Here is a 21,171-nt window from a genome sequence, read left to right on the forward strand (position 1 = left end):
GCCGGTGACCTGTGGTCTCCGGCGGGGCGGGCTGTCTGTGCGGGGCTCGGGAATTCGCCCTTTCGGGCGTCGTCAGATGCGCACGCCGAACTGGAAGCTGCCGAGGGTGTTCATGGACTCGTAGCGGACCACTGTGCCCGGGTACGGGGCGTGCAGCACGGTGTTGTTGCCCGCGTAGAGCCCCACGTGCGTGGTGTTGTTGAAGAAGACCAGGTCGCCCGGCTTCAGGGCGCCGCGGCCGATCCGGACGCCGTCGTTGACCTGGGTGTAGGTGGTCCGGGTTATGTGGACGCCGGCCTGGGCGTAGGCCCACTGGGTCAGGCCCGAGCAGTCGTAGGAGTTGGGACCGGTTCCGCCCGAGACGTACGGCTTGCCCTGCTGGGTGGAGGCGGCCTGGAGGGCAGCGGCGCCGCGTGCGGAGGCGGGGACCTCGTTGCCGAGGTCGACGCGGTCGCCGGCGGCGCGGCTGGCGCGGACGTCGTCCTGGCGCATCTTCTCGCGCTCGGCGGCGGTCAGCGTGTTGAGCAGCTTCTGCGCCTCGGCGAGCTTGCCCTGGAACTTCTTCTTCTTCTCCCCGAGCGTCTTGCGGACGTCCGCGAGGTCACCGAGCTTGTCCTGGGCCTCCTTGCGCTCCTGCGCGAGGACCCGCTGCTTCTCCTGGATCTTCTGCATCGACTCGGCCTGCTTGGCCGTCAACTGGTCGAGGGCCGAGGCCTCGTCGAGGAAGCTGTCGGGGTTCGAGGAGAGGAAGAGCTGCACGGAGGGGTCGATGCCTCCGGAGCGGTACTGCGCGGCGGCGAGCGAACCGAGACCGCTGCGGAGCGTGTTGATCTCCTGCTGGCCGCGGGCCACCTTGTCCTGCAGGGCGCCGACTTCCTTCTCCAGCTTCTCCTGCTTCTCCTTGGCCCCGTTGTACTGCTCGGTGGCCGCCTCCGCCTCGTGGTAGAGCTTGTCGACCTTCGCCTTGACCTCGCTCTTGGTCGGCTTGGGGTCGGCCTGGGCCGCCTGGGAGGTCAGGGCCACGGCCGCGGCGGCGGTCGCGGTGAGCACGGTCACGCGAGCGCGGCTCGGCTGCTTGGGACGACGGTGGGACGCCACGAAGGCGAGCTCCTTCTTCCTCCAGCCGCCTACCGGGCTGTGGGGGAGGTGAATCCCCGGCTCCGTGCACGTCACGGACTCGGCGGTGCCTTCGCCGTCACCCCGGATGGGTGATCAACCGTGCGAAGGTTCGAGGCCTGACCCTAGTGACCAACTTGTGATCAGTTCAAATCCTCGCAAGAAAATTCTCCTCACAGGAGGTACTTCTTTACCCACAGCACACAGGGCGTAGCGACGACTTGACGGTCCGTTCCCCGATTTCCACCAAGTCGCGACAAGCATCACTAGACACGTGAAAGCCGCTTCAGGAGCAAGACGGACGCAACGGGCCTGGCGCCCGCCTTCGCCACTCCGTCGGCGACTTCGCGGTCGGTGGAGACCACCACGACCGGCCGGCCCGGCGGCTCGGCGCGTGCCAGCTGGCGGATGAGCTCGTCCGCGGTCACACCGGGCTTGCTGAACAGCACCCGGACCCCGCGCGGCGGTGCGAGCAGTACCGGGGCGGCCAGTTCGGCCCCGTCGAAGACACAGGTCATCTCCGCGCCGGTCTGCGCCGCGAGCACCGCGAGACCGCCCAGCAGCCGCAACCGCTGCTTCTCCAGCGGCAGCTGCGGATAGCCGGTCTTGGTGACGTTGTAGCCGTCCACGATCAGATGCGCCTGCGGCAGCGCGAGCAACTGGTCGAGCAGGGCCGGATCGGTCTCCGAAAGCGCCCTGGCCGCAATGTCCTTGGGCGACATCCGGCCGGGCTCGACCGCGTCGACGCTGTCCGCGGGGCGGATCGAGGAGGGCGGCAGGGCCAGTTCGCGACGGAGTCCGCCGGCCGCGTCGAGCACCGTGTCCAGCAGCAGCCGCAGCCGCATGTCCTCGACCGAACGGCCTTCCCTGGCGGCCCTGCGCCCCGCCTCGACGGCCGCCTCGGCCTCACCGAGCCGCGCCTTGAGCCGGCGGGTCTCGCTCTCGGCCGCGGAGACCTGGGCGGCCGCCTCGGACCGTGCGGCGTCGACCTCGGCCCGGCTGCGGCGCAGCGCGGCCTCGCCACGCTTGACCTCGTTGACGGCGCTGCGCAGCTTGCGCTGCAGGGAGTCGGCCTCCTTGCGGGCCGCGTCCAGCTCGCCGCGGAGCCGTTCGGTCTCGCTCTTCGTCTGGGAGCGGGCGTGCGCGAGTTCCTCGCGCAGCCGTTCCAGTTCGCGGCGGCTCTCCTCGTCGGCGCGCTCGGCGTCGGCCCGCTGGGCCTCCTCGCCCGCGGCGGCGACCAGCTTCACCCAACCGGCCGGGCGCAGCACATAGGCGGCGGCGGCCACATCGACGGGGTCGGCGGCGGCAGGCGGCGAACCGGCCTCCAGCGCGGCGGTCAGCTCCGGCTGCCCCTCCTTGAGCCGTTCGCCGATCCGCTGACGGAACAGCGCATCGCCCTCCAGGGCGGCCGCCATCGCGTTCCCGGCGAACTTGGCACGCCGGGTCGGGGTGAAGCGGGCGTACTGCCTCAGCTGGGCCGGAAGTTCGGTGACCGTCAGGCCGCCGAACGCGTCCGAGACCAGCGCGACGACCCGTCGCCGTACAGCCTCGGGCAGCGGGCGGTCGAGCGCCTCGACGGCGTCGCCGGCCGCCTCGGCCCGCTCTGCGCCGCTAGCGGGCTGCTCCACCATCCGTCACCCCAAATTGTCTGTACGCGCGCCTCCGTCAGGAGTCGACACCCGGCCTGGCCACCAGTTCGATCTGATCCACCGCGTTGCACCAACGGCAGCGCACCGACTCGATGGTCTCACTGACCACCTCGCGCTCCTCGACGGTGGACTCCCCGGCCAGGTCGAGATGGACGTACTCGACGACCTTGGAGGAGCGCGTCACGTCGAAGCGCGTGAGATTTCCGCAGAGCGTGCAACGCCAGCGGGTCTCCTCGGTCGGCTGGGGAACCGTCGCCATCGTGCGTCCTCTTTCATCGAGCCTCGTGCTGCCTGCTTCAAGCATCTCGCGGTGCGCCGTCGAACTGCGGATGTCCTGCCGTAACCCTACGGCCTCGGTGCGTCCCCCAGACACGGCGAGGCGGTCTGTCCCGTTCCCTCCGCTTGCGTCATGCTCTGTTCATGATCGATCGGCGTGCCGCGGCCGGCAGACTGACCAGTGGGATCCTACGGACGGTCACCGCGGGCGGACCGTCGGTGACCCATTCACTGATCGCGCTGTGCGGTCTGGTCTTCCTGCTCAGTCCGCTCTCCGGATTCAACTCGTCCCACGGCTCCGCCGACGCCCTGCTCGCCGCCCAGGCCGGGTACTTCGAACGCTGGGGCGTGATCCCCAGCGAGCTGTGGGACGGCTCCGCACGCGCTCTGCTCACCCCGCTCACCGCCCTCTTCGTGCACGGCAGCTGGCTGCACCTGCTCGGCAACATGCTCTTCCTGTACGTGTTCGGGGCGATGGCCGAGGAACGCATGGGCCGTGCCGAGTTCACCTTCTTCTACGTCGCCTGCGGCTATCTCGCCCTGGTCGGCTACGCCGCCGCGCACGCCACGTCCGATCAGACGCTCGTCGGCGCGTCGGGGGCGATCTCGGCGGTGCTCGGGGCGTTCCTCTATCTGTTCCCCAGGGCCCGGGTCACCAGCCTGTTCCCGTTCCTCTTCTTCCTGCCGCTGCGCTTCCCCGCCTGGATCGTGCTGATCTTCTGGTTCGCCCTGCAGTGGCTGGCGGTCCAGGGCGCGGGCAGCGGGGGACCCGGCGTGGCCTATCTGGCCCATGTGGTCGGCTTCGCCCTCGGCTTTCTCTACGCCTGGGGGCGATATCGGCGTACGGATAGAGTGAAGTCACCAGCCAGGGCCACCGAGGGAGAAAGTCAGCCGTGATCACCGCGATCGTGCTCATCAAAACCAGCGTGGACCGGATTCCCGAGATCGCCGAAGCCATCGCCGCGCTGGACAGCGTCAGCGAGGTCTTCTCGGTCACCGGTACGTACGACCTGATCGCCATGGTGCGGGTGGCCAAGCACGACGACCTGGCGGACGTCATCCCCGGCCGGATCAGCAAGATCCCCGGCGTCGAGGCCACCGACACGCATGTGGCGTTCCGTACGTACTCGCAGCATGACCTGGAGGCCGCCTTCGCCATCGGCCTCGACGCGTAGGTACGCCCCGCATCACGGCGTAACACTTCGACGGGGGGACGGGCTCGGATGCCCGTCCCCCTCCAGGTGCCCGTCAGAGCTGCGCCGTGCCCCGGTCCGGGACGCAGCGGCCGTCCTCGGTGCGGTACTTCCACTGGGCGCCCTCGCTCACCAGCTCCTTGACCGCGCGGACGAAGCGCTCGATGTGCTCGTCCGGCGTACCGGCCCCGAAGCTCACCCGGATCGCGTTCAGTGACCGCTCGCCAGGCTCGGCCTCCGGTGCGCCGCACTCGCCGACCTCCTGAGGGTCGCCGCCCAGCAGGGTGCGGACCAGCGGGTGTGCGCAGAACAGTCCGTCGCGGACCCCGATGCCGTACTCGGCGGAGAGCGCGGCTGCGAAGTGGGAGCTGTTCCAGCCCTCCACCACGAAGGAGATGACGCCGACCCTCGGGGCGTCGTCGCCGAACAGCGAGAGCACCTTGACCTCGGGGACCTCGGCGAGACCGGTCCGGACGGCGGTGACGAGGTACTGCTCGCGGGCGACCAGGTCGTCGAAGCCGGCCTCGGTGAGCGCCTTGCAGGCGGATGCGATGGAGTACACGCCGATGACGTTGGGGGAACCGGCCTCGTGGCGGGCCGCGGTGGTGTGCCACTCGACGTCCACACCGCCGTCGCCGCGCCGGGCGACCCTGCGCGAGGCGCCGCCGCCGGCCAGGTACGGCTCGGCGTCCCTCAGCCAGTCGGCCCGGCCCGCGAGCACGCCCGAGCCGAACGGCGCGTACAGCTTGTGCCCGGAGAAGGCGACCCAGTCGACGTCCAGGTCCGTGATGTCGACAGGGTGGTGCGGGGCGAGCTGCGCGGCGTCCAGCACGATCCGGGCACCGTGCGCGTGCGCGGCGGCCGCCAGCTCTTTGACCGGCCACAGCTCACCGGTGACGTTGGAGGCGCCGGTGACACAGACCAGCGCGGGGCCGTAGGGGTCTCGGTCGGCGAGCGCCCGCTCCAGCGTCTCGACGGCCTGGGCCGGGGTGCGCGGGGCGTTCAGACAGGTCACCCGGGCGTCACGCCAGGGGAGCAGCGAGGCGTGGTGCTCGGTCTCGTACACGAAAACCTGACAGTCGGCGGGGATGACGGCGGCCAGCAGGTTGAGGGAGTCGGTGGTCGACCGGGTGAAGATCACCTGGTCCTCGGGGCGGCACCCGAGGAACTCCGCGACCGTCGCGCGGCTGTTCTCGAAGAGGTCCGTGGAGAGCTGCGAGAGGTATCCGGCACCGCGGTGGACGCTGCCGTAGTACGGGGCGTACGCGGCGACGTCGTCCCAGACGCGCTGCAGGGCCGGGGCACTGGCGGCGTAGTCGAGAGCGGCGTACGTGACCTCACCACCCGTGACGAGCGGAACCATTACATCCTTACCCAGAACCGGCAAGGGGGTACAAAGCGACTGGTCGGCGGCAGCGGTGAAGACAGACATGGCGAACTCCCGTAACAGGCAGGCGAATCGCGTGCGCCGGCGGATACGCGGCAGCGCAGCGGAAAGAGAAAAAAGGGGTGCGGAGGAGGGCCGAGAAGCCCTATCGCATTCGCTTGCTCACAAGAGGCTCCCTAGGGACCAGGACCCCGGGGGTTGGCATTCACAGATGCCGAGGGGCCCGCGCTTGCCGCAGACCTCGCTGCCTACGGCCTGGTCTTCACCCGGGGCACCCCGCCACGGACGGAGGGTTGCCGGACAGCGGGCCGGGGCCGTAGTCGCTGTCACTCATGACCTGCGCAGCATCTTGCCATACGTGCGCCGACGCGCAAGGCGCGGTCCAGAATCCGGACCGCGCCCCGCGTCACCTTCCGTGCGTTCAGGCGTTGCTGACCGCCACCCAGCGCTCCAGCGCCTGCCGGGCCGCACCCGAGTCGATGGACTCGGCGGCCTTCTCGATCCCGGCGGCGATCTGCTCTTCGAGCGTGCCGTCCGTCGGGTCCAGGGCCACCAGCGCCGCCGCGGAGTTGAGCAGCACGGCCTCCCGCGCCGGCCCGTGCTCGCCGGCCAGCACCCGGCGGGCCACGTCTGCGTTGTACGAGGGGTCGCCGCCGCGGAGCGCCTGTGGCGGCACCAGTTCCAGGCCGACGTCGCGCGGGTCGAACGCCTCCTCGCGCACCGATCCGTCCCGGACCACCCAGACGCGCGACGTCGCGGTCGTCGTCAGCTCGTCCAGGCCGTCGTCGCCGCGGAAGACCAGCGCCGAATTGCCGCGCTCGGCGAGGACACCGGCGACGATGGGCGCCATCCGCAGGTCGGCGACGCCGATGGCCTGCGAGCGCACCTTCGCCGGGTTGGTGAGCGGCCCCAGGATGTTGAACGTCGTCGGGGCACCGAGTTCCTTGCGGGCCCTGGCCACGTACCGCAGAGCGGGGTGGAACTTCACCGCGAAGCAGAGGGTGATGCCCGCTTCCTCGGCGACCTCGACGACCCGCTGCGCGCTGAGCTCCAGGTTGACGCCGAGCTTCTCCAGCACGTCGGAGGAACCACTCGCCGACGAGGAGGCGCGGTTGCCGTGCTTGACGACCTTGGCGCCGGTGCCCGCGATGACGATCGCCGACATCGTGGAGATGTTGACCGTCTTGGCGAGGTCGCCGCCGGTGCCGACGATGTCGACCGTACGACCGGGTACGTGGATGGTGTGGGCGTGCTCGTACATCGCGCGCACCAGGCCGGACACCTCGTCGACCGTCTCGCCCTTGGCGCGCAGGGCCACCGCGAAACCGGCGATCTGCACGTCGCTCGCCTCACCGCTCATGATGCGGTCCATCGCCCACGCGGTGTCGTCCGCGGTCAGGTCCTCGCCACGCAGCAGCGGGTTCAGCAGGCCGGGCCAGGAACGGTCCGCCACGCTGTCGCCGCCGACCGGGGTCACAACGTTCATGGTCCGCTCCTGGGGTCCACAGCCGATAAAAGGGATACCCCCACCCTATCGAGGGCCGGGGACAGCGAAGAGCCCCGTCCATCGGATGGACGGGGCTCCTGCTGTGGCGATCAGTTCAGGCGATCAGTGGTGACCGTGGCCGCTGGTGATCTCCTCGTACTCCTCGACGGTGGGCTTGGCGATCTGGTTGTCCTCGCCGAAGTAACCCTTGCTGAGCTTGGCACGCAGCTTCTGCAGGACGGACACCTTGCGCTCGACACCGTTCTCGTCGACCGTCGGGCCGATCTCGACCGGCTTGTACTGCTCGTGCGCGGTGAGCGTGTGCAGCTGCTCGGGGCCGAGCGGCTCGTGGATCTCGACGAACTCACCGTGCGGCAGGCGCTTGATCATGCCGGACTCGCGCCCGTGCAGCACCTTCTCCTTGTCGCGGCGCTGGAGGCCGAGGCAGATCCGCCGGGTGGCGATGAACGCGAGGACCGGTCCCACGAAGATGAAGATCCGGATGAACCAGGAGATGGCGTTCAGCGACAGGTGGAAGTGCGTGGCCCACAGGTCGTTGCCACCGCCGATGAAGACGATGACGTACACGGTGATCCAGGCGACGCCGAAGGCCGTCCGGGTCGGGGCGTTGCGCGGGCGGTCCAGGATGTGGTGCTCGCGCTTGTCCCCGGTGATCCAGGACTCGATGAACGGGTAGACCGCGATGACCGCGAGTACCAGCCCGAAGACCATCAGCGGGATGAACACACCCAGGGCGAGCGTGTGACCCCAGAAGTTGATCTCCCAGCCGGGCATCACTCGGATCAGACCCTCGGCGAAGCCCATGTACCAGTCGGGCTGGGCGCCGGTGGACACCTGGTCCGGGCGGTACGGGCCGATGGCCCAGATCGGGTTGATCGAGGCAATGGCCGCGATGACGGTGATGATGCCGAAGACCAGGAAGAAGAACCCACCGGCCTTCGCCATGTACACCGGCAGCAGCGGCATGCCGACCACGTTCTTGTTGGTGCGGCCGGGACCCGCGAACTGCGTGTGCTTGTGGTAGAAGACCAGGATCAGGTGCGCCACCAGCAGGCCGAGCATGATGCCCGGCAGCAGCAGGATGTGGATCGAGTAGAACCGGGCGACGAAGTCGTGGCCGGGGAACTCGCCGCCGAACAGGAACATCGAGATGTACGTGCCGACGATCGGCATCGACAGGATCGCGCCCTGGGTGAAGCGGACACCCGTACCGGACAGCAGGTCGTCCGGGAGCGAGTAGCCGGTGAAGCCGGTGAACATACCCAGCACGAACAGCAGGAAGCCGAACAGCCAGTTGATCTCACGCGGCTTGCGGAACGCACCCGTGAAGAAGACGCGCATCATGTGCACGAACATGCCGGCCAGGAAGATCAGCGCGGCCCAGTGGTGGATCTGGCGAACCAGCAGACCACCGCGGACGTCGAAGCTGATGTCCAGTGTCGAGGCGTAGGCCTCGGACATCTTGATGCCCTGCATCGGCTCGTACGAGCCGTGGTACACGACCTCGTTCATGCTCGGGTGGAAGAACAGCGTCAGATACACACCCGTGAGGATGATGATGATGAAGCTGTAGAGGGCGATCTCACCGAGCATGAAGGACCAGTGGTCCGGGAAGATCTTGCGCATGTTGGCCTTGGCCAGGGAGTAGATCCCGAGCCGGCCGTCCGCCCAGTCGGCCACCCGCTCGCCGGCGGGCGCCTTGCGATTGCCCGGTGCGGCAGCACCGGGTGTGTTAGTGGTCGCAGTACTCATCCGCGCTCCCAGAATGCAGGACCGACGGGCTCATCGAAGTCACCGAGCGCCTCGAGGTTGCCCTCGCTGTTCACACCGATCCGCAGCTGCGGAAGGGCGTGACCGGCCGGACCGAAGATGACGCGGGCGCCGTCGGACAGGTCGAAGGTGGACTGGTGGCACGGGCAGAGCACGTGGTGCGTCTGCTGCTCGTACAGGCTGATCGGGCAGCCGACGTGAGTGCAGATCTTGGAGAAGGCCACGATGCCCTCGTGGGCCCACTCGCGCTCGCGCTTGTCCTTGATGTCGTCCGGCTCGATGCGGATGATCATCAGCGCGGCCTTGGCGATCTGGTTCTGGAAGTCCTCCGCGTCCTCCGTCAGCCCCTCGGGCATGGCGAAGGTCAGCGAACCCTGGGCGACGTCCTCGGGACGCAGCGGCAGCATCGTGTTCATGTTGATGAGCTGCTTGCCCTTGGCCCACAGGGTGCTGCGGAGCTTCTTCTCCGGCAGCGGACCGAGGTCGCGCAGCAGCACCACACCGGAGAGCGGCACCAGGGCCAGCGCGCCGAACATGGTGTTGCGGATCAGCTTGCGCCGACCGAGCGCCGACTCCTGGGCACCTGCCGCGAAGTCGGCGAGGACCTTCGCCTTGACCTCGGGCTCGGCCTCGATGGCGTGCCGGTCGTCGGCGACCTCCACGTCGGACATCAGGGTGCGCGCCCAGTGGACGGCACCTGCGCCGATCGCGAAGAGGGCCACGCCCAGGGTCAGACCCAGGGAGAAGTTGAGCGCGCTCACATGGCCGAAGGGCCAGATGTACACGATCTCGTCGACCGGGAAGATGACGTACGAGGCGATGAAGCCGACCGTCGCCAGCATGGACACCGTGAACATGAGCGCGACGGTGCGCTCGGAGCGCTTCGCGGCACGTTCGTCGATGTCCTGGATGCGCGGCTTGTGGGCCGGCAGCCCCGGGTCGGCGAACGGGTCGTCCGCGACCTTTACCGCGCCGTGCGCGTGGTCCTGCTCAGCGGGCAGGTTCTCGTCTGGAATCTCTTGGCTACTCATGACTTCTTGGCCTTAGCGGTGTGGGCCGCGACCCAAATGGCAAGTGCGATCAGGGCGCCGAGCCCGAAGATCCAGGCGAACAGGCCCTCGCTGACCGGTCCCAGACCGCCCAGCGAAAGGCCGCCCGGGTTCTCGGTCTGGCCACTGTTCACGGTCTGGACGTACGCGATGATGTCCCGCTTCTGCTGCTCGGGCATCGTCGTGTCCGGGAAGGACGGCATGCTCTGCGGGCCGGTCTGCATGGCCTCGTACATGTGCTTCGGGTCCACGCCTTCGAGGCTGGGCGCGTACTTGCCGTTCGTCAGCGCACCACCCTGACCAGTGAAGTTGTGGCATTGCGCGCAGTTGTTACGGAACAGTTCGCCACCCTTGGCGATGTCCGCGCCGTCAGGGCTGACCTGGCTCTTGGTCGGAATGACCGGACCGGCGCCGAGCGACGCGACGTACGCCGCGAGCTGGTCGATCTGGGCCTGGCTGTAGATGGCCTTCTTCTTCGGTACCTGGGCACCCGGCTGCTGTGCCGGCATACGGCCCGTACCGACCTGGAAGTCCACGGCTGCGGCGCCCACGCCCACCAGGCTCGGCCCGTCGGTGGTGCCCTGACCGCCGATTCCGTGGCAGCTGGCGCAACCGACGGAGTACAGCTTCTTGCCCTCGTCGATGGCGAGGGACTGGGCGGTTTCGTCGGCCTGCGCCTTACTCGCGGGCGCAAACGCGGCGTACAGCCCCCCAGTAGCCGCAAGCGCGAGGAGTAGTACGACGACCGCCGCCAACGGATGGCGTCGTCGTGCGGAGAGCTTTTTCACGGATTACCCCGGTGTCAGGATCTTCTGCGTCGATGCTGGATGTGGTTCGGGTTCGAGCCCGGTTACTTGATCATGTAGATCGTGGCGAAGAGGCCGATCCACACGACATCGACGAAGTGCCAGTAATAGGACACGACGATGGCAGCGGTGGCCTGTTCGTGGGTGAACCTCTTGGCTGCGTATGTCCTGCCCAGAACGAGCAGGAAGGCGATGAGACCGCCTGTCACGTGCAGCCCGTGGAAGCCGGTCGTCAGGTAGAACACCGAGCCGTACGGGTCGGAGGACAGGGAGAGCCCCTTAACCGTCACCAGCTCGGTGTACTCGAAGATCTGGCCTCCGATGAAGATCGCACCCATCACGAAAGTGATCACGAACCAGGTACGGAGCTTCTTCACATCGCCCCGCTCCGCGGCGAAGACGCCGAGCTGGCAGGTGAGTGAGGAGAGCACCAGGATCGTGGTGTTCGTCGCAGAGAACGGGAAGTTCAGGGCCGAAGCCATTTCCTTCCAGTGCGCTGGTCCCATCACCGATCGCAGGGTGAAGTACATCGCAAAGAGGGCCGCGAAGAACATCAGCTCGGAACTCAACCAGATGATGGTTCCGACGCTGGTGAGGTTCGGTCGATTGACCGACGGGTGCGCGTGCCCGGTTTCTACTGTCGTTGCTGTCGCCACGCTCGACATTATGTCGGTCCCTTATCCCGCCCTCACCCCGGGGGGTGCTGTTCGGTGTGTCAACAGGGTGTGCCCTCCCCGAACGGCCCATGAATCCGCTGTCCCGGGCGGTGCTGACAGCCCATCGGGCGGAGTACGATCCGCGCATCGGTTCATGCCCGGCAAGCCCCGAAGACTCAGATGTCACGGAGGAACAATGCAGCCGACCGCCACGGTCCTGGTCTACAGCGACGACGCCAACACCCGTGAGCAGGTGAGGCTGGCAGCCGGGCGCAGGCCCGCGGCCGATGTGCCACCGGTGGAGTTCCTGGAGTGCGCCACGCTGCCCGCCGTCCTGGAGGCGCTGGACAACGGCGGCATCGATGTCTGCGTCCTGGACGGCGAGACGGCCCCGGCGGGCGGCATGGGCGTCTGCCGGCAGATCAAGGACGAGATCTTCCACTGCCCGCCGGTGCTGCTGCTGATGGGGCGCCCCCAGGACGCCTGGCTGGCCACCTGGAGCCGTGCGGACGCCGCGGTGACCCTTCCGGTCGAACCGGTCGAGTTCGCCGACGCCCTGGCCGCTCTGCTGCGCAGCAGGGACTGCGTGGACGCCTGAGGCGCGCCGCGGCGGTGTCCGCGGCTCCGCCGAGGGGCAGCGCACTCCCCGGGCCGGTCAGACCTCGGGGCGCAGTCGCGCCGCCTGGATCGTCTCCGTGCGGTCCGGCGTGTCGCTCTTCTGCAGGGCGCTGCCCTTCTGCCATTTCGCCCAGGACAGGTTCCAGTCGCCGAAGCCGTTGTCGAACGGCGTCATCGTCTCGCCCTGGCTGCCGACGACCTGGACGATGTCTCCCGTGTGCACGGTGTTGAAGAACCACTCGGCCAGGCTGGTGCTCATGCCCGTACAGCCGTGGCTGACGTTCGCGAACCCCTGCGATCCGGTGGACCAGGGGGCCGCGTGCACGTACTCGCCGCTCCAGGTGACGCGGGTCGCGTAGTAGACCATCAGGTCGTACCCGTCGGAGGAGTCCTCCGAGATGCCGATCGTCTCACCGCGCATGCGTACGGAGTACTCCTTGCTCAGCACGACCTTGACGCCGTTTCTGGTGGCGAAGCCGGGCTTGCCGGTGGTCACCGGAATGGTGTTGATCACTTTGCCGTTGCGCTTGACCGTCATCGTGTGCGCGGCGGCGTCGGTGATGGCTTCGATGCGGTCGCCCGTGGTGAGCTTCAGCGCCTTCGTGGGCGCTCCGTACAGGTTGTCGCCGACCTTGATGCCCTCCAGGCCGCTGGTGACCTGGATGGTGGCTCCGGCGGGCCAGTAGTCCTTGGGGCGGTAGTGCAGAGTCTTGTCGTCGACCCAGTACCAGGATCCGGTCACCGCGGGCGTGGAGCGGACGCGCAGGGCGCGCTCCACGGTGGCCCTGGACGCCTTGTCCTTGACCGGAGTGCTGAGTTGCGCCGTGATGGGCTGTCCTACGCCGTAGGTGCCCGCCTGAGGTCCGAATGCGACCTTCAGGAGCTTCTTGGCCCGGACGGAGGCGGTCTCGAACGAGAGCGTACGGCCGCCCGGGTCGCCGTCGCCGTTCTCCATGCTGACCTGGACGGTGTAGCGGGTGCCGGCGGCGAGCGGGGACGTGGAGTGCCAGCGCCTCCCGTCGGCGTCCAGTTCGCCCGCCAGGTGGCGTCCGGTCGTGTCCGTGGCCGTCACGTCCGTGATCCGGCCGTCGTCGTCCTCGACGTTGAGTTCCAGCGGCTTGTCGGGGTCGGCCTTCTCGTCGCCCGCGGGGACGTTGGCAGAGATCTCGTCCGTCGCGTCGTACGGTCTCGCCGCGAGCGGGTGGCCGTCGGACCCCCCACAGGCGGTCACCCCTGCGACCAGGGTCATGACCAGCAGAGTGCTGCTGACTACGGGGCGGAAGCGCGGCGTGTGGCTCATGAACACACGCTATGGAAGTTCATCCCTATAAGCGCGCAATGTGACTGCAAACGGGGGGCCCGTACTCCTTTTGGTGGAGAAGTACGGGCCCCCCGTCAGGTGGAGCGGTGACGCGAGGTCACTGGGTGCGGTTCTCACCGCGGTAGTACTCGAAGACCCAGCCGAACAGGCCGACCAGGAGCACCGGGATCGAGTAGTACAGCAGCCACCAGCCGAAGACGATGCCCAGGAAGGCGAGGGCGCTGCCGAGGGCCAGCGCGAGCGGCTGCCAGCTGTGCGGGGAGAAGAACCCCACCTCGCCGGCCTCGTCCGCGACATCGGCTTCCTTGTTGTCCTGAGCCATGGCGTCGACCCGCTGCGCCGTGAAGGCCAGGTAGAAGCCGATCATGACGCTCAGGCCGAAGGCCAGGACGAGCGCGGTGGTACCGGCCGGCTCCTTCGACCACACGCCGTACGTGACGGCCAGAGCGAGGAAGAAAACGCTCAGCCAGAGGAACATCTTGCCCTGGATCTTCACTTGCCGGCCTCCTTGCCACCAGCGAGGGCCTTGCCAGCCTCGGAGTGTGGCTCCAGCAGCTCGAGCGCCGCGATCTCCGGGTGATGCAGGTCGAACGCCGGGGATTCGGAACGGATCCGCGGCAGGGTGAGGAAGTTGTGCCGCGGCGGCGGGCAGGACGTCGCCCACTCCAGCGAACGGCCGTAGCCCCACGGGTCGTCGACCTCGATCTTCTTGCCGTACTTGGCGGTCTTCCACACGTTGTAGAAGAACGGCAGCATCGACAGGCCGAGCACGAACGAGGAGATCGTCGAAATCGTGTTCAGCGCGGTGAAGCCGTCGGCGGCGAGGTAGTCCGCGTAACGACGCGGCATGCCCTCGGCACCGAGCCAGTGCTGCACCAGGAACGTGCCGTGGAAGCCCACGAACAGCGTCCAGAACGTGATCTTGCCGAGCCGCTCGTCCAGCATCTTGCCCGTGAACTTCGGCCACCAGAAGTGGAATCCCGCGAACATCGCGAAGACCACGGTGCCGAAGACGACGTAGTGGAAGTGCGCGACGACGAAGTACGAGTCCGAGACATGGAAGTCCAGCGGGGGCGACGCCAGGATCACACCGGTCAGACCACCGAACGCAAAGGTGATCAGGAAGCCGACGGCCCAGAGCATCGGTGTCTCGAAGGACAACGACCCCTTCCACATCGTGCCGATCCAGTTGAAGAACTTCACACCGGTCGGTACCGCGATGAGGAAGGTCATGAACGAGAAGAACGGCAACAGCACACCGCCGGTGACGTACATGTGGTGCGCCCACACGGTCACGGAGAGGCCTGCGATGGCGATCGTCGCGCTGATCAGACCGATGTAGCCGAACATCGGCTTGCGACTGAAGACCGGGATGATCTCACTGACGATTCCGAAGAACGGCAAAGCAATGATGTACACCTCTGGATGGCCGAAGAACCAGAAGAGGTGCTGCCAGAGCAATGCGCCGCCATTGGCCGCGTCGAATACATGCGCACCGAATTTACGGTCCACCTCCAGCGCGAAGAGTGCGGCGGCGAGGACCGGGAAGGCCAGCAGGACCAGTACACCGGTCAGCAGGACGTTCCAGACGAAGATCGGCATGCGGAACATCGTCATGCCGGGGGCGCGCATGCAGATGATCGTGGTGATGAAGTTGACCGAACCGAGGATCGTGCCGAAGCCGGAGAGGACCAGACCCATGATCCACATGTCGGCGCCGATACCCGGCGAACGGACCGTGTCCGAGAGCGGGGAGTAGGCGAACCAGCCGAAGTCGGCCGCACCCTGCGGGGTGAGGAAGCCGGCCACCGCGATGAGCGAGCCGAAGAGGTACAGCCAGTACGCGAACATGTTCAGCCGCGGGAACGCCACATCGGGCGCACCGATCTGCAGCGGCATGATCCAGTTCGCGAATCCGGCGAACAGCGGCGTCGCGAACATCAGCAGCATGATCGTGCCGTGCATCGTGAACGCCTGGTTGAACTGCTCGTTCGACATGATCTGCGTGCCGGGACGGGCCAGTTCGGCGCGCATGATGAGCGCCATCAGACCGCCGATGCAGAAGAACGCGAACGACGTGACCAGGTACATCGTGCCGATCGTCTTGTGGTCAGTGGTGGTCAGCCACTTGATGACGACGTTTCCCGGCTGCTTGCGCCGGACCGGCAGCTCGTCCTCGTACGAGTCGTCTGCTGCCGCGGCACCCTGAGGTTCGTTGAGGATGCTCACAGTTTGTTCGTCTCCGCATTCCTGGCCGGGTCAGTCTGCTCGATGCCGGCCGGCACGTAGCCCGTCTGGCCCTTCTTCGCCAGCTCCTTGAGGTGCGCCTGGTAGCGCTCCGGGGAGACGACCTTGACGTTGAAGAGCATCCGGGAGTGGTCGACGCCACAGAGCTCGGCGCACTTGCCCATGAAGGTGCCCTCCTCCTTGGGGGTCACCTCGAAGGCGTTGGTGTGGCCCGGAATGACGTCCTGCTTCATGAGGAACGGCACCACCCAGAAGGAGTGGATGACGTCACGGGAAGTCAGAACGAAACGGACCTTCTCGCCCTTCGGCAGCCACAGGGTCGGACCCGGGTTGCCGTTCTGCGGATTCCGCGTTCCCGGAATGCCGTAGTCGTAGACGCCCTCGGCACCCTTGGGGAATTCCTCGCGGAACTTGTTCGGGATAGCGTCCAGTTCCTTGGGGATCTTGTTGCCCGTGGCGGTCGAGCCGTCCACGTTCTCGATGTAGTTGAATCCCCAGCTCCACTGGTAGCCGACCACGTTGATGGTGTGGGCGGGCTTCGGGGAGAGCGTGAGGAGCTTCGATTCATCGCGCGCGGTGAAGTAGAACAACACCGAGACGATGATTAGAGGGACCACGGTGTACAGCGCCTCGATGGGCATGTTGTACCTGGTCTGCGGGGGGACCTCCACCTTGGTGCGGCTGCGCCGGTGGAAGATGACGCTCCACAGGATCAGGCCCCAGACCAGCACGCCCGTGACGAGCGCTGCCGCCCACGAGCCCTGCCAGAGGGAAAGGATCCTTGGTGCCTCTTCCGTTACCGGAGTGGGCATACCAAGGCGGGGGAAGTCCTTGTATGTGCAACCGGTTGCGGTCGCAAGGATCAGGCCCGCAGTCAGCACCTGCGGCAGCTTCCGCCGCATCGGGCGCCGCGACGAGCGGTCGGAGCCGTTGGGACTCACGTAGCGCCTTCCCGAGAGTCTCGCCCGCGCGGTCGGCGCGGCCGTGTCTCTGGTCGGTCGCCGCCCTGACGCGGGCAGGGGTTTGGATGTTTATGCGGACCAAACCCTACTGGACGCTATTTGGGGCCGCGCGGGGAGGGTGCCCAACGCGCCGCCCGACTCCCCGAAGGGGTGGAATACGGGCCTCCGGCCGCCATCTGACGCCCCCTCTCCTGCCGTCGCGGGCGGCCCGTCCGCAGGCCCGTCCCCAGGCCCGGGCCCCGCGCGGGCTAGCGTGGCTTCGTGCCCTACTTCGATGCCGCTTCCTCCGCTCCCCTGCACCCCGTCGCCCGGCAGGCGCTGCTTGCCGCGCTGGACGAGGGGTGGGCCGACCCGGCCAGGCTCTACCGCGAGGGGCGGCGGGCCCGCCTCCTGCTGGACGCGGCCCGGGAGGCCGCCGCGGAGGCCGTCGGGTGCCGTCCGGACGAGCTCACATTCACTCCTTCGGGGACATGGGCGGTGCACTCCGGAATTTCCGGAGCTCTCGCGGGGCGTCGGCGTGTCGGCCGCCATCTGGCCGTCTCCGCGGTCGAGCACTCGTCGGTACTCCATGCGGCGGCCGCCCATGAGGCGCAGGGCGGATCGGTCTCCGAGGTCGCGGTGGACCGGTCGGGGGCGGTGAGCGTGGCGGGGTACGCGGACGCGCTGCGCGAGGACACCGCGCTGGCCTGTCTGCAGTCCGCCAATCACGAGGTCGGCACCGAGCAGCCGGTGGCCGAGGTGGCGGAGGTCTGCCGGGCGGCCGGGGTGCCGCTGCTGGTGGATGCCGCGCAGTCGCTGGGCTGGGGGCCGGTGCCGGACGGCTGGTCCCTGCTGGCGGCCAGCGCGCACAAGTGGGGCGGGCCCTCGGGGGTCGGGCTGCTGGCGGTGCGCAAGGGGGTGCGGTTCGCGGTTCAAGGACCGGCCGACGAACGGGAGTCGGGGCGGGCCGCGGGGTTCGAGAACCTTCCGGCGATCGTGGCCGCGGCGGCATCGCTGCGGGCGGTGCGGGCGCAGGCGGCGGCCGAGTCCGTACGGCTGCGGGCCCTGGTGGACCGCATCAGGGCCCGGGTGCCCGAGCTGGTGCCGGATGTGGAGGTGGTCGGCGATCCGGTGCGGCGGCTGCCGCATCTGGTGACCTTCTCCTGTCTCTATGTCGACGGGGAGACACTGCTCCACGAGCTGGACCGGGCGGAATTCTCCGTATCGTCCGGTTCCTCCTGCACCAGCAGCACGCTGATTCCGAGCCATGTGCTCAAGGCGATGGGGGTGCTGTCGGAGGGGAACGTACGGGTGTCGCTGCCGGCCGGCACGGCGGACGAGGACGTCGACCGCTTCCTGGACGTGCTGCCCCGGGTGGTGGCGGAGGTACGGGAGAGGCTGGGCGCACCCGTCCCGGCGCCGCCCTCGCCCGTCGCGGCCGCGTCCCTGGTGGTCGACGCCCTCGGGAAGCGGTGCCCGATCCCGGTGATCGAGCTCGCGAAGGTGATCGGGGAGGTGCCGCCGGGCGGGACGGTGACCGTGCTCTCCGACGACGAGGCGGCCCGCCTGGACATTCCGGCCTGGTGCGCGATGCGTGAGCAGGAGTACGTGGGCGAGGAGCCGGCGGACCGCGGCTCGGCCTATGTGGTCCGCCGGCTGTCGTAGCGTTCCCGGATCAGCGCAGGTGGGCGCGGACCTCGGCGGCGGCGTCGTGGCCGTACGCCTTGGTGAAGCGGTCCATGAAGTGGGTCCGGCGCAGGGTGTACTCCTGGGTGCCGACGGTCTCGATGACCAGCGTGGCGAGCATGCAGCCGACCTGGGCGGCGCGCTCCAGGCCGACGCCCCAGGCGAGACCGGAGAGGAAACCGGCGCGGAAGGCGTCGCCGACGCCGGTCGGGTCGGCCTTGATCTCCTCCTCCGGGCAGCCGACCTCGATCGGCTCCTGGCCGGCCCGCTCGATCCGGACACCGCGGGCGCCGAGCGTGGTCACCCGGTGGCCGACCTTGGCCAGGATGTCCTCGTCGGTCCAGCCGGTCTTGGACTCGATGAGCCCCTTCTCGTACTCGTTGGAGAAGAGGTACATGGCGCCGTCGAGGAGGATCCGGATCTCGTCGCCGTCCATCCGGGCGATCTGCTGCGAGAAGTCCGCGGCGAACGGGATGCCCCGGGTGCGGCACTCCTCCGTGTGGCGGAGCATCCCCTCGGGGTCGTCGGCGCCGATCGAGACCAGGTCGAGGCCGCCGACCCGGTCGGCGACGGCCTTCAGCTCGATGAGGCGGGCCTCGCTCATCGCACCCGTGTAGAAGGAGCCGATCTGGTTGTGGTCGGCGTCCGTCGTACAGACGAAGCGGGCAGTGTGTAGGACCTCGGAGATCCGGACCGAACCCGTGTCGACGCCGTGGCGGTCGAGCCAGGCGCGGTACTCGTCGAAGTCGGCGCCCGCGGCACCGACCAGGATCGGGCTGGTGCCCAGCAGGCCCATGCCGAAGCAGATGTTGGCGGCGACACCGCCCCGGCGCACGTCGAGGTTGTCGACCAGGAAGGAGAGCGAGACCGTGTGCAGCTGATCCGCGACCAGCTGGTCGGCGAAACGGCCGGGGAAGGTCATGAGGTGGTCGGTGGCGATGGAGCCGGTTACTGCGATTCGCACGGGGAGACTGCTCCTGCGGAGATCGGAGGGAACGGGTGACTGCGTTCCCTGGGCGGCGTGACAGTCCACGCTACCTCTCCTCACACTCACCCCGAAGGGGTGAAAACTACCCGATAGTAGGTCTTTCCTCCCGGGGCGCGTGGTGCCTACGGTGCGGTTATGTCGAACCACAGCGCTACGCGCGAGTCCGAGATCAGCCTGGCCGAGCTGCGCGGTGACTGCGCGCGGATGGCTCCGCACTGGGTGGTCCCCGCGAAATCCGCCCCCGCTCGGGTCGCGCCGTCCCTGATCCACGGTGTGACGGTGCCGGCCGCCTCCGCCCGGCTGATCGACGCCATGTCCGATTACGGCGACTGAGCACGAACGGTACCGATCGCCTCCGGCGCCCCTTGAGGGAACCGAGCGCTCCTGTGCCCCGTCCCACCGTTGTCCCCGAACCGTGGGACGGACGGCAGGCCGGGTGAGGCCTGTGACGGCAACGCAGGCGAAGGAGCGGATCCGGTGAGCACCGAGCGACCCGACAACGACGTGACGAGCCCCCGGCGGCGTTCGCCGCTCGCCGTGGCCTCGGTGGCGGCTGCCGTACTGCTGGCCGGGGGCGGCGGCGCGTACTGGGCCGCGACCGCGGCGGAGGGCGGCGGCAGGAGCGGCGACAGCGCGGCAGGCAGCGAAAGGCCCGCCCCTCCCCCGCTGGCCCTGGACGGGCGCGCGGACGGCGCGGCGGCGCCCGGCGGGTCCTCGCCGGGCAGCGCGCCGGGCATCGCGCCGGGCGAACCCGACCCGAACGGCGGCCGGACGGTCTACCGCGCGTCCGGCGAGCTGCCCGAGGGGCCGCGTACGGCGGCGGTGCAGCGCGCGGAGGGGACCGTCTCCGCGGCGCAGGTGGCCCGGCTGGCGAAGGCGCTGGGCCTGGAGGGCACGCCGCGGGCGGAGGGCACGTCCTGGAAGGTGGGGTCCGACGGGGACGGCTCGGGCCCGGTCCTGCGGGTGAACAAGCAGGCTCCCGGCACCTGGAGCTTCGCCCGGTACGGCTCCGGCGGTACGGACAACTGCGAGGGCATCGCGGCCTGTTCGGACCGGAAGGCGGACCCGGACGGCAGCGGCTCCCCGGTGAGCGAGAGCGCCGCCAGGGCTGCCGCGACGCCGGTCCTGAAGGCGGTGGGCCAGGACGACGCCGCTCTCGACGCCCGCCAACTCATGGGTTCGGTACGGGTGGTGAACGCCGACCCGAAGGTGGACGGCCTTCCCACGTACGGCTGGTCGACCGGCATCCAGATCGGCCCGGACGGTGAAGTGGTCGGCGGCAGTGGCCAGTTGAAGGAGCCGGCGAAGGGGGACAGCTATCCGGTGATCAGCGCGGGCGAGGCGCTGAAGCAGTTGAACGGGGCGACGTCCCGGACGGACGGGCGCGCGGACATCGGCGGCTGCGCCACTCCCGTACCGCTGCAGGATGGCCTGAAATCGCCCAAGGTGCACTGTGGGACGCGGACAGGTGCGGAGCCGACGACGACCACCGTGATGGTCGACAAGGCGGTGTTCGGACTGGCGAGTCAGTACGTGGCGGGCAAGCGGACGCTCGTACCGTCCTGGCTCTTCTCGGTGCACCCGGCAGCGCCCGGCATGGGCAGCACCGTGTCGCAGGTCGCCGTGGACCCCGCGTACCTGACGAAGGACGCACCGTCGACGACGCCCCCGCCCCCGGGGGACGCGGGGAAGTCCTCGCGGCAGGTCGTATCGTACAGCGCCGACGGGCGGAGCCTGTCGGTGACGTTCTGGGGCGGGGTGTGCAGCACGTACGCGGCGAGCGCGACCGAGGACGGGAAGTCGGTGCGGGTGACGGTGACGGAGTCGAAGCCGGCCGGCGAGAAGGTCTGCATCATGATCGCCAAGGAGCTGACCCGGACGGTGACGCTGGACGCGCCGCTCGGTGACCGGACGGTGGTCGACGCGGCGTCGGGCTCCACCGTGCCCCGCGCCTGACGCGC

At 68.7% G+C, this 21,171-nt stretch carries 20 protein-coding genes and 1 riboswitch; of the genes, 6 read left to right on the plus strand and 14 right to left on the minus strand.

All coding sequences use genetic code 11. From position 1 onward, the window contains the following. Positions 1–72 precede the first annotated feature (72 nt). From OH735_RS09575 to OH735_RS09585, 3 genes are all read right to left on the minus strand, one after another. Positions 73–1,098: an NlpC/P60 family protein gene (locus OH735_RS09575; RefSeq protein ID WP_406380960.1), complete on the minus strand. Its 1,026-nt coding sequence runs from the start codon at positions 1,096–1,098 to the stop codon at positions 73–75. Between the two features lie 284 nt (positions 1,099–1,382). Further along, on the minus strand, positions 1,383–2,744 hold the full coding sequence (locus tag OH735_RS09580) for an NYN domain-containing protein (protein WP_406380961.1): 1,362 nt from the start codon (positions 2,742–2,744) through the stop codon (positions 1,383–1,385). A 37-nt stretch (positions 2,745–2,781) separates the two neighbouring features. After that, complete coding sequence (locus OH735_RS09585; RefSeq protein WP_406380962.1) at positions 2,782–3,024, minus strand: hypothetical protein; 243 nt, start codon at positions 3,022–3,024, stop codon at positions 2,782–2,784. Positions 3,025–3,185: 161 nt separating this feature from the next. Between OH735_RS09585 and OH735_RS09590 the strand changes: the two genes are divergently transcribed. Both OH735_RS09590 and OH735_RS09595 read left to right on the plus strand, forming a co-directional pair. Beyond that, a complete protein-coding gene (locus tag OH735_RS09590) occupies positions 3,186–3,938 on the plus strand; it encodes a rhomboid family intramembrane serine protease (RefSeq protein ID WP_406380963.1) in 753 nt (250 codons plus the stop codon). Continuing rightward, the gene (locus tag OH735_RS09595; protein ID WP_093543818.1) at positions 3,935–4,216 is read left to right on the plus strand and encodes an Lrp/AsnC family transcriptional regulator; all 282 of its coding nucleotides are present in this window, start codon (positions 3,935–3,937) and stop codon (positions 4,214–4,216) included. Before OH735_RS09590 ends, OH735_RS09595 begins: the two co-directional genes overlap by 4 nt. Before the next feature lie 73 nt (positions 4,217–4,289). Here the strand turns inward: OH735_RS09595 and OH735_RS09600 are convergent, their stop codons facing one another. The 6 genes from OH735_RS09600 to OH735_RS09625 all read right to left on the minus strand — a co-directional run bounded on the left by OH735_RS09600 (position 4,290) and on the right by OH735_RS09625 (position 11,418). Next, positions 4,290–5,666 carry an aminotransferase class V-fold PLP-dependent enzyme gene (locus OH735_RS09600; protein WP_406380964.1) on the minus strand — a complete coding sequence of 459 codons (1,377 nt, stop codon included), beginning with the start codon at positions 5,664–5,666 and terminating at the stop codon, positions 4,290–4,292. 175 nt (positions 5,667–5,841) lie between these two features. Next, a riboswitch (SAM riboswitch) is annotated at positions 5,842–5,959 on the minus strand. Between the two features lie 83 nt (positions 5,960–6,042). Beyond that, the gene (trpD, locus tag OH735_RS09605) at positions 6,043–7,107 is read right to left on the minus strand and encodes an anthranilate phosphoribosyltransferase (protein WP_406380965.1); all 1,065 of its coding nucleotides are present in this window, start codon (positions 7,105–7,107) and stop codon (positions 6,043–6,045) included. A gap of 123 nt (positions 7,108–7,230) precedes the next feature. Then, positions 7,231–8,880, minus strand: coding sequence for a cytochrome bc complex cytochrome b subunit (locus OH735_RS09610; RefSeq protein ID WP_406380966.1), 1,650 nt, complete (start codon positions 8,878–8,880; stop codon positions 7,231–7,233). Further along, entirely contained in the window at positions 8,877–9,929 is a 1,053-nt protein-coding gene (locus OH735_RS09615; RefSeq protein ID WP_406380967.1) for a Rieske 2Fe-2S domain-containing protein, read from the minus strand. The genes OH735_RS09610 and OH735_RS09615 overlap by 4 nt, the downstream gene beginning before the upstream one ends. After that, the gene (locus OH735_RS09620; protein ID WP_406380968.1) at positions 9,926–10,735 is read right to left on the minus strand and encodes a c-type cytochrome; all 810 of its coding nucleotides are present in this window, start codon (positions 10,733–10,735) and stop codon (positions 9,926–9,928) included. Before OH735_RS09620 ends, OH735_RS09615 begins: the two co-directional genes overlap by 4 nt. A gap of 62 nt (positions 10,736–10,797) precedes the next feature. After that, a complete protein-coding gene (locus tag OH735_RS09625; RefSeq protein WP_406380969.1) occupies positions 10,798–11,418 on the minus strand; it encodes a heme-copper oxidase subunit III in 621 nt (206 codons plus the stop codon). Positions 11,419–11,605: 187 nt separating this feature from the next. Between OH735_RS09625 and OH735_RS09630 the strand changes: the two genes are divergently transcribed. Continuing rightward, positions 11,606–12,007: a hypothetical protein gene (locus tag OH735_RS09630; protein WP_384459958.1), complete on the plus strand. Its 402-nt coding sequence runs from the start codon at positions 11,606–11,608 to the stop codon at positions 12,005–12,007. Between the two features lie 57 nt (positions 12,008–12,064). Here OH735_RS09630 and OH735_RS09635 read toward each other — a convergent pair whose 3' ends face one another. The 4 genes from OH735_RS09635 to coxB all read right to left on the minus strand — a co-directional run bounded on the left by OH735_RS09635 (position 12,065) and on the right by coxB (position 16,536). Next, positions 12,065–13,327, minus strand: coding sequence for an Ig-like domain-containing protein (locus OH735_RS09635; protein ID WP_406380970.1), 1,263 nt, complete (start codon positions 13,325–13,327; stop codon positions 12,065–12,067). 118 nt (positions 13,328–13,445) lie between these two features. Then, entirely contained in the window at positions 13,446–13,844 is a 399-nt protein-coding gene (locus OH735_RS09640) for a cytochrome c oxidase subunit 4 (RefSeq protein WP_406380971.1), read from the minus strand. Beyond that, entirely contained in the window at positions 13,841–15,577 is a 1,737-nt protein-coding gene (gene ctaD, locus OH735_RS09645; protein WP_406380972.1) for a cytochrome c oxidase subunit I, read from the minus strand. The genes OH735_RS09640 and ctaD overlap by 4 nt, the downstream gene beginning before the upstream one ends. Then, entirely contained in the window at positions 15,574–16,536 is a 963-nt protein-coding gene (gene coxB, locus OH735_RS09650) for a cytochrome c oxidase subunit II (RefSeq protein ID WP_406380973.1), read from the minus strand. Before coxB ends, ctaD begins: the two co-directional genes overlap by 4 nt. Before the next feature lie 282 nt (positions 16,537–16,818). Between coxB and OH735_RS09655 the strand changes: the two genes are divergently transcribed. Next, positions 16,819–18,201, plus strand: coding sequence for a cysteine desulfurase/sulfurtransferase TusA family protein (locus OH735_RS09655; RefSeq protein WP_406380974.1), 1,383 nt, complete (start codon positions 16,819–16,821; stop codon positions 18,199–18,201). Positions 18,202–18,211: 10 nt separating this feature from the next. Here OH735_RS09655 and OH735_RS09660 read toward each other — a convergent pair whose 3' ends face one another. Beyond that, positions 18,212–19,186 carry a carbohydrate kinase family protein gene (locus tag OH735_RS09660; protein WP_406380975.1) on the minus strand — a complete coding sequence of 325 codons (975 nt, stop codon included), beginning with the start codon at positions 19,184–19,186 and terminating at the stop codon, positions 18,212–18,214. A gap of 159 nt (positions 19,187–19,345) precedes the next feature. Here OH735_RS09660 and OH735_RS09665 point away from each other — a divergent pair, with 159 nt between their 5' ends. Both OH735_RS09665 and OH735_RS09670 read left to right on the plus strand, forming a co-directional pair. Beyond that, the gene (locus OH735_RS09665; RefSeq protein ID WP_406380976.1) at positions 19,346–19,543 is read left to right on the plus strand and encodes a hypothetical protein; all 198 of its coding nucleotides are present in this window, start codon (positions 19,346–19,348) and stop codon (positions 19,541–19,543) included. A gap of 144 nt (positions 19,544–19,687) precedes the next feature. Beyond that, entirely contained in the window at positions 19,688–21,166 is a 1,479-nt protein-coding gene (locus tag OH735_RS09670; RefSeq protein ID WP_406380977.1) for a hypothetical protein, read from the plus strand. Positions 21,167–21,171 lie beyond the last annotated feature (5 nt).

The sequence above is a fragment of the Streptomyces sp. NBC_01618 genome, from assembly GCF_045209435.1.
Taxonomy (GTDB): Bacteria; Actinomycetota; Actinomycetes; order Streptomycetales; family Streptomycetaceae; genus Streptomyces.

Bases quoted from the DNA above. Each gene is read 5' to 3' on its own strand.
- OH735_RS09600 (WP_406380964.1), bottom strand. From the start codon at position 5,666: ATGTCTGTCTTCACCGCTGCCGCCGACCAGTCGCTTTGTACCCCCTTG.
- OH735_RS09610 (WP_406380966.1), bottom strand. From the start codon at position 8,880: ATGAGTACTGCGACCACTAACACACCCGGTGCTGCCGCACCGGGCAAT.
- OH735_RS09590 (WP_406380963.1), top strand. From the start codon at position 3,186: ATGATCGATCGGCGTGCCGCGGCCGGCAGACTGACCAGTGGGATCCTA.
- trpD (WP_406380965.1), bottom strand. From the start codon at position 7,107: ATGAACGTTGTGACCCCGGTCGGCGGCGACAGCGTGGCGGACCGTTCC.
- OH735_RS09625 (WP_406380969.1), bottom strand. From the start codon at position 11,418: ATGTCGAGCGTGGCGACAGCAACGACAGTAGAAACCGGGCACGCGCAC.
- OH735_RS09630 (WP_384459958.1), top strand. From the start codon at position 11,606: ATGCAGCCGACCGCCACGGTCCTGGTCTACAGCGACGACGCCAACACC.
- OH735_RS09635 (WP_406380970.1), bottom strand. From the start codon at position 13,327: ATGAGCCACACGCCGCGCTTCCGCCCCGTAGTCAGCAGCACTCTGCTG.
- OH735_RS09665 (WP_406380976.1), top strand. From the start codon at position 19,346: ATGTCGAACCACAGCGCTACGCGCGAGTCCGAGATCAGCCTGGCCGAG.
- OH735_RS09615 (WP_406380967.1), bottom strand. From the start codon at position 9,929: ATGAGTAGCCAAGAGATTCCAGACGAGAACCTGCCCGCTGAGCAGGAC.
- OH735_RS09585 (WP_406380962.1), bottom strand. From the start codon at position 3,024: ATGGCGACGGTTCCCCAGCCGACCGAGGAGACCCGCTGGCGTTGCACG.